General features: G+C 46.7%; 8 protein-coding genes, 1 tRNA gene and 1 other RNA gene. 2 read left to right on the top strand and 8 right to left on the bottom strand.

The features are described 5' to 3' along the window. Positions 1–373: 373 nt before the first annotated feature. The 6 genes from KNP95_RS15680 to tadA all read right to left on the bottom strand — a co-directional run bounded on the left by KNP95_RS15680 (position 374) and on the right by tadA (position 4,143). Positions 374–598, bottom strand: a complete 225-nt coding sequence (locus KNP95_RS15680) for a YaaL family protein (RefSeq protein WP_021065284.1) — start codon at positions 596–598, stop codon at positions 374–376. Next, on the bottom strand, positions 595–1,194 hold the full coding sequence (gene recR / locus KNP95_RS15675) for a recombination mediator RecR (RefSeq protein WP_029596455.1): 600 nt from the start codon (positions 1,192–1,194) through the stop codon (positions 595–597). Before recR ends, KNP95_RS15680 begins: the two co-directional genes overlap by 4 nt. A gap of 22 nt (positions 1,195–1,216) precedes the next feature. Further along, entirely contained in the window at positions 1,217–1,534 is a 318-nt protein-coding gene (locus tag KNP95_RS15670; protein WP_214838298.1) for a YbaB/EbfC family nucleoid-associated protein, read from the bottom strand. Between the two features lie 15 nt (positions 1,535–1,549). Next, positions 1,550–3,226, bottom strand: a complete 1,677-nt coding sequence (dnaX, locus tag KNP95_RS15665) for a DNA polymerase III subunit gamma/tau (protein ID WP_021065287.1) — start codon at positions 3,224–3,226, stop codon at positions 1,550–1,552. 94 nt (positions 3,227–3,320) lie between these two features. Further along, positions 3,321–3,589: signal recognition particle sRNA large type (gene ffs / locus KNP95_RS15660), an RNA gene on the bottom strand. Between the two features lie 53 nt (positions 3,590–3,642). Then, positions 3,643–4,143, bottom strand: coding sequence for a tRNA adenosine(34) deaminase TadA (gene tadA / locus KNP95_RS15655; protein WP_058765163.1), 501 nt, complete (start codon positions 4,141–4,143; stop codon positions 3,643–3,645). A 121-nt stretch (positions 4,144–4,264) separates the two neighbouring features. On the opposite strand from tadA, the gene KNP95_RS15650 reads away from it, so the two are divergent. Both KNP95_RS15650 and KNP95_RS15645 read left to right on the top strand, forming a co-directional pair. Next, entirely contained in the window at positions 4,265–4,900 is a 636-nt protein-coding gene (locus KNP95_RS15650; protein ID WP_021065289.1) for a deoxynucleoside kinase, read from the top strand. Further along, the gene (locus tag KNP95_RS15645) at positions 4,897–5,568 is read left to right on the top strand and encodes a deoxynucleoside kinase (RefSeq protein ID WP_021065290.1); all 672 of its coding nucleotides are present in this window, start codon (positions 4,897–4,899) and stop codon (positions 5,566–5,568) included. Before KNP95_RS15650 ends, KNP95_RS15645 begins: the two co-directional genes overlap by 4 nt. A gap of 42 nt (positions 5,569–5,610) precedes the next feature. Here the strand turns inward: KNP95_RS15645 and KNP95_RS15640 are convergent, their stop codons facing one another. Beyond that, positions 5,611–6,609 carry a hypothetical protein gene (locus KNP95_RS15640; RefSeq protein WP_214838295.1) on the bottom strand — a complete coding sequence of 333 codons (999 nt, stop codon included), beginning with the start codon at positions 6,607–6,609 and terminating at the stop codon, positions 5,611–5,613. Positions 6,610–6,774: 165 nt separating this feature from the next. Continuing rightward, positions 6,775–6,864, bottom strand: a tRNA-Ser gene (locus tag KNP95_RS15635). Positions 6,865–6,898 lie beyond the last annotated feature (34 nt).

The raw sequence follows: 6,898 nt of genomic DNA, 5'->3' as shown, positions 1-6,898 counted from the left end.
GATATAGCTCTTTAAAAATGACGAAGCTTGCGCTTCATTCAAAAATTGTAAAACTTTTTTTGCCTCATCGTTCAGTTTTCAAAGTTCGTCTGTCGTTCTTGGCGACTTAAATATCTTAACAAGCTATCAACTAGAAGTCAATATCTTTTTTCGATTTTTAAAACCGCTCTCGGCGACGTCTATTAATATATCAATAAAACTTTAAATACACAATAGCTTTTTTAGAAAAACTTTAAATTATTTTTCATTTCAATTGTCTATCGCTTCAAATCTCTTCATATAATTCTAGTTCCTTCATTATATAGAGAAAAAATGCTCGATGTATTTGCTAGAGTGATTCAGCATAGAAAAAGGCGAGATGGAATATCTCGCCTCACGACCTTAAGTTAGACAGTGAAACATTGCGTCGCTTCGCTTCTTTCAAATAAAAGAAGTATAGGGCTTCCGCTTGTTTTACTTGGGCTGCTAACTCACCGGTATCTTCGATGCTCACTTCAAGAATGTGACGTTTCGATTCGTACTTCGCCTTAGCATCTAACAACTCCGACAAAAACCTTTGATCGTAACCATAGCGTAAAGGTTTACGAAACCACTTCATAGTTCCCGTCGACCTTCCATCGCTCTAGATAATGTCACTTCATCTGCGTATTCCAAATCGCCACCCACGGGCAACCCGTGAGCAAGACGTGTTACACGGATACCAGTCGGTTTTAAAAGTCGAGATAGATACATCGAAGTCGCTTCCCCTTCAATGTTCGGGTTAGTTGCCAAAATGACTTCACTAATCGCTTCATTTTCTTGGAGACGTGTTAACAAACTCGAGACGTTAATGTCTTCAGGACCAATTCCTTCCATCGGACTAATCGCTCCATGCAAGACATGATACTTCCCGCGGTACTCTCGCATCTTCTCCATCGCAATCACATCTCTAGAATCTTGAACGACACAGACTACCGTCTCATCACGATGCGAATCTCTACAAATTGCACATGGATCAACATCTGTAATGTGTCCACACACCGTACAATATTTAATATCACGCTTAGCACTGACAAGCGCCTTAGCGAACGTCAATACATCGTCTTCTTCCATATCAAGTACGTGGAACGCTAGACGGATAGCAGTTTTCGGACCAATGCCCGGCAATTTTGTAAAGCTTTCAATCAAACGTCCGATCGCTTCAGGGTATTGCAACTCGCATCTTTCCTTTCTTCACTTAAAAACCTGGAAGGTTCATCCCTTGCGTAAAACGTCCCATTTTTTCATTAACTAGTTGGTCAGCTTGTTTCATCCCGTCGTTGACCGCTGCCAACACAAGGTCTTGCAACATTTCGACGTCGTCTGGATCCACAGCATCTTCAGCAATAATGACATCAAGCACTTCTTTATGTCCGCTAACGACTACTTTAACCATGCCGCCGCCTGCTGTACCTTCGACCGTTAAGTCTTTCAATTCTTCTTGAGCTTTCGCCATATCTTTCTGCATTTTCTGCATTTGCTTCATCATGTTGTTCATGTTTCCCATTCCACGCATGTAGAGCGCCTCCTTTTAAACTTCTTCAATTTCAACGACGTCACCGAAACGTTCGAGGGCCTTTGAGACAAGTGGATCTTCTTCCTCCACTTCCTCTTCCTTATGATCCGAACGTTCAGCTTGTTTACGAAGGATGAACTCATTCTTCAACTCAACCCAATCGGTCTCGAGTACAGCCATGATTTCTCGACGAATCCCCGTCACTTCGAATAAGGCTTGTTCAATCACGTCTCGCGTGCGACCGTTCGAGCTAACCTGCTCGTAATGCCACGTCATCCCATCTTTAAATTGTACCAGTAAGGTGTCACTAGCACAAAGCACAGCCTCACTCTCATAGAACAGTGCAAAAATCGGACCATCTTGCGTGCGAATGTTCCCCATGATGTCTTCCCAACTATCACGGATTGCGTTTAAGTGTTGGCGTTCCGCTCGTTGCAATAATTGACGAATGCGTTCTTTCGGGACTCGAATTTGAGTTCGCTTGGCAACTTTCGGTTTCTCCGCTGTTGCTTCCGCTGCAGGGACACCCGTTTTCTTGACTTCATTCAACTCGCGACTCAGTTCACGGACCTGCTCTTGAAGTTGTTTCATCTGTTCTGTCATCGTCCGTCCTTGTTCAGCAATCCGAATAAACGTTAACTCAACTAAGACTTTCGGATGGTTTGATAATCGCATCTGTTGCTGACAGTCATTCAACTCTTCAATCACTTGGAACAACTCGTCCGTCGACGTCGCTTCAACAAATTGTCGGAACGTCTCTGTCGGACGGGCGCGTTCGAGTAAATCGACGGCTTGAGGTGAAGCCTTTAATAGTAAAGCATCACGATGAACGAATACGAGATCTTCAATGAATCGCTTCAAATCCTTACCTTCACGAAGCATCGTTTCCAACGTACTCAAAATTTGATCGAGTTGCTTCTGTTGTAAGCCATAAGCCATATCAAGTAGAGCATCATCCGTTACCGCGCCGGTCACTTCTAGAACAGCGTCTTCGGTCAAACGGCCATCGCTAAAAGCGAGCGCTTGATCGAGTAGGCTGAGCGCATCGCGCATCCCACCATCGGCAGCACGAGCAATCAGCTTGAGCGCCTCTGGATCATAGTCATAATCTTGATCGTTCAAGATATATGCCATACGTGTTTGCAATTGACCGACTTCATGCCGTTTCACATCAAAGCGCTGGCAACGTGAGATGATAGTTGCCGGAATTTTATGTGGTTCTGTCGTCGCCAAAATAAAGATGGCATGCGCCGGTGGTTCTTCCAGCGTTTTCAATAAGGCGTTGAACGCCCCAGTCGAAAGCATGTGCACTTCATCAATGATATATACTTTGAAGCGCGCTTGAGAAGGCGGATATTTGACTTTATCCCGAATTTCTCGAATCTCGTCGACCCCATTATTTGAAGCCGCATCGATTTCAAACACGTCCGGGCTCGTCCCTTCCGTGATTGCGATACAAGTCGGGCATGTGTTACACGGTTCTCGTGTGGGTGCTGTCTCGCAGTTGATAGCTTTCGCGATAATTTTCGCCAAACTTGTCTTCCCGGTCCCTCGTGGACCCGAGAACAAATAGGCATGTGACATTCGTTCCTCAAGCAACGCATTTTGAATCGTACGTGTGATATGAATTTGACCGACAACCTCTTGGAACGACTGCGGACGATAAACCCGATACAACGCTTGATACGCCATGTCCCCGCCTCCTTTCTTCCTTACATTCTCTATTTCATCATACAAAAAAATCTACAACCCTGGGGCCGTAGATTGAAGTTATTAAATAAATCTGCCGCGCACCGATTTCTGAAAGCACGTCAATGTGCGTTACTCATGCAGTTTGCTCGGCCCAAGCACCCCTGCGGCACACGGTACGTCACCACTTAAGGCTGCTTCCTTCCGGACCTGACCTGGTTCATGGGTGACCGTTGCGCAGGACTCAGACGTCAACGCCACTTACACGAGGACAGGCCACACCAATGCACTCCCTCGAATCGGGATTCAGTCTCGCTATAGCGGATTGCGAGTTACAGGGCACCGCTACCTCCCCGCCTAGCACGGCAAATGGGTAAATGAAGTTAGGCACTACGTTGAGTGCTATTACATTATACTGTTTAATCAGATGGGTTGCAACCTCTCTGTTCAAGCCGCGCCTGCTTCTTCCTTTCTCTAAGGTTTCGGAAGAAAATCGTTAGCAACTCCCCACACTCTTCTGCTAAAACATTTTGTGTCACTTCGGCTTGGTGGTTGAAGCGTTCGTCTTGAACGAGGTTCATGAGCGTACCGCAACACCCTCCCTTCGGATCATGGGCACCAAAGATGACACGCTTCACGCGAGACAGCACGATGGCCCCCGCACACATCGGGCACGGCTCTAACGTGACGAACAGTTCGCAATCCTCCAAACGCCAATTGCTGAGCGCCTGGTTCGCCTGTTCAATCGCAATCATTTCGGCATGGGCCGCTGCCAATAAGTCCGTTTCTCGGCGATTATGACCCGCGGCAATCACTTCATCACCTTTAACGATGACGCATCCGATCGGGACTTCGCCGATTGCTTCCGCCTTCTTTGCTTCTTCTATGGCGAGCCTCATAAATCGTTCATCTCGTTCCATATACACACTCCGTTTCTGATTACTTATTATGAAAAAAAATGAAAATCATTTCGCTCGCCCTATCCACTTCATTGTATGCTAGAATGGAACTTGCACTTTGGATAATGGAGGATGACATCATATGTTTATAACGGTAGAGGGACCGATTGGTGTCGGGAAAACGTCACTGGCCCATATCATCAGTCAGCACTTTTCAATGCAGATGCTGAATGAAATTGTAGAAGAGAATCCGTTTCTCGGCAAGTTTTACGAAGATATCGACGAATGGAGCTTTCAGACGGAAATGTTTTTCCTTTGTAATCGCTTCAAGCAATTAGACGATATCCACAAACACCACTTGAGTCAACAGCAATCCGTCGTTTCGGACTATCATATTTTCAAAAACTTGATTTTTGCCCACCGTTCCCTGAGACCAGCTCATTTGAACAAATATGAGCAAATCTATAAGATTTTGACACACGATATGCCAAAGCCTGATGTCGTCATCTACTTACACGCCAGCATCGAGACGTTAATGAAACGTGTCGCCTTGCGTGGACGTGAAGTAGAAGAGAATATGTCTCGCGACTACCTCGAACAGCTCGCCCGCGATTATGAAACGTTCATCGAATCATACCGCGCGACACACCCCGAAGTGACGATTCTTTCGTTCAGTGGAGATGAACTCGACTTCGTCCAAAACCCGGACGATTTGACGCACGTCCTCACAACGATCGAACGTGAATTAGAATTGACTAAAGGAGCACAAATCAAATGACGCTGAATGAAAAATACAACATTCCGAATGACACGATCATCACGATCGGTGGAATGGTCGGAATCGGTAAATCGACAATCACGAACTCACTTGCCGATGCCCTCAACTTCCGAACTTCACTTGAGAAAGTAGATACGAACCCTTATCTCGATAAATTCTATCATGACTTCGAGCGTTGGAGCTTCCACCTTCAAATCTATTTCTTGGCTGAACGCTTCAAAGAACAGAAGAAGATTTTCCAATACGGCGGCGGCTTCATCCAAGACCGTTCGATCTATGAAGATACAGGGATCTTCGCCAAAATGCACTACGAAAAAGGGACGATGTCTCCAACTGACTACGAGACATACTCGAGTTTGTTTGAAGCGATGGTGCTGACACCGTTCTTCCCGCATCCTGACTTGCTCATCTATCTCGAAGGTTCGTTCGAGCAAGTGCTCGACCGCATTCAAATGCGCGGACGTGAGATGGAGCAACAAACACCAATTACGTATTGGGAAGAAATGTACGCGCGCTATACGGAGTGGATCAACAACTTCAATCTTTGCCCGGTACTTCGTCTCTCAATCGAAGAGTATGACTTGATTAACGACCCAAACTCGGTCGAACTCATCCTTGAAAAAATCGAGAAACAATTGACGATCGCTCGCGAAGCGAAAGTCAGATAAGTAAAGAAGGTGCACTGCTCACTTGAGCGGTGCACCTTCTTTTTATGTGTGGGCGATATGAGGTTTCCGGTACGTCGGCGTCTTCCGAGCTTTTCGGAAACCGTCGATGGAATCAAACACGGCCGCCAAAACCGTGATGGCGACGACCAATCCAAATACCCAATCGAACGAGAGCATGCCGTTCGGAACGTTCGTCTCCAGCCAGTTCAAAAATCGTGGATTGAGTAACTGTGGGGAACTGGCCATCCAGATGATGAACGTTGCCGAGGCAATATTGTAGATCAAATTAAACGAAGCGAGCGCATACGTCCAATGTCCTTTCATCCATTTCCATACCCCGAGCACGACTTGAAGCAAGATGACGATCACAAAAAACCAAATCACATCCATTAGGAACGTTTGATTGAAGATGGGAGTGATCATCCTGAATCCCGCGTTCGTAGATTCATAAATCCCTAGTAACTGTTCGGCATTAATATACACGCCAAACCACACGGCTGTCCAAAACAACCCGAACCCTGCGTCAAATTTACTGATTCGACCGCCCTTCACCTGTTCTTTCAGCTTGGACACATCCCATTTCATATCTGGCGCCGGTACATCATCGGGTGCATAGCGCTCAATCAAAAAGAAGACAAGCGTAATCCAAAACACGAGCTGAATCCCGACATCCCATAACGCATCGAACATGTTCGTCAAAAATGTGCCGACTGTCGGCATAAGCGGCCCTGAGAACGTCGGCATGCTAGCAAATACAAGCCCGAAGAAAACGACAGCTAAGACGATGGGAACGACAAGCTTGACGACAGTCACATACACGGGGAAAAAACGTGGGCCGATGACATACTGGCCTTCCTTATAACGCGCGGCCACGACGGCCGGATGCCCAATCTCTGCTAACACCCGTTTTACGTCTGCCTCAGACGGTTGGTCGGGCAGTGCCGCCTCAATCGATTGCCGAACCGAGGCAGCAGCTTCCTCGCGCCACTTCGGTGGAACGTGTCGCACGACCTCATCGATATACATCTCAATCCAATCCATGACGCTCATCTCCTTCCTTACGCGCCACTATAGTCTACTCTATGTAGATTCCCGGTTTACGCGCGGCTTAGCCAGATTTCGTCGGATTGCCACAAACAAAAAAGCCGCAGACCGGAGTCTACGACCATAAAAAAACGCATCTGCCCATGCAGATGCCAAAACAAGCGGAGTTGGTGGGATTCGAACCCACGCGAGCCTTACGACTCCTAACGGATTTCGAGTCCGTCCCCTTCAGCCGGGCTTGGGTACAACTCCAGGCTTAAAAAAGTGTAAAAAAAAGAAAGTGGAG

Source organism: Exiguobacterium sp. s36, assembly GCF_018618345.1.
Taxonomy (GTDB): Bacteria; Bacillota; Bacilli; order Exiguobacteriales; family Exiguobacteriaceae; genus Exiguobacterium; species Exiguobacterium chiriqhucha.
Note: the sequence above shows the minus strand (reverse complement) of the source record. Positions and strands in the feature narration are given on the sequence as shown.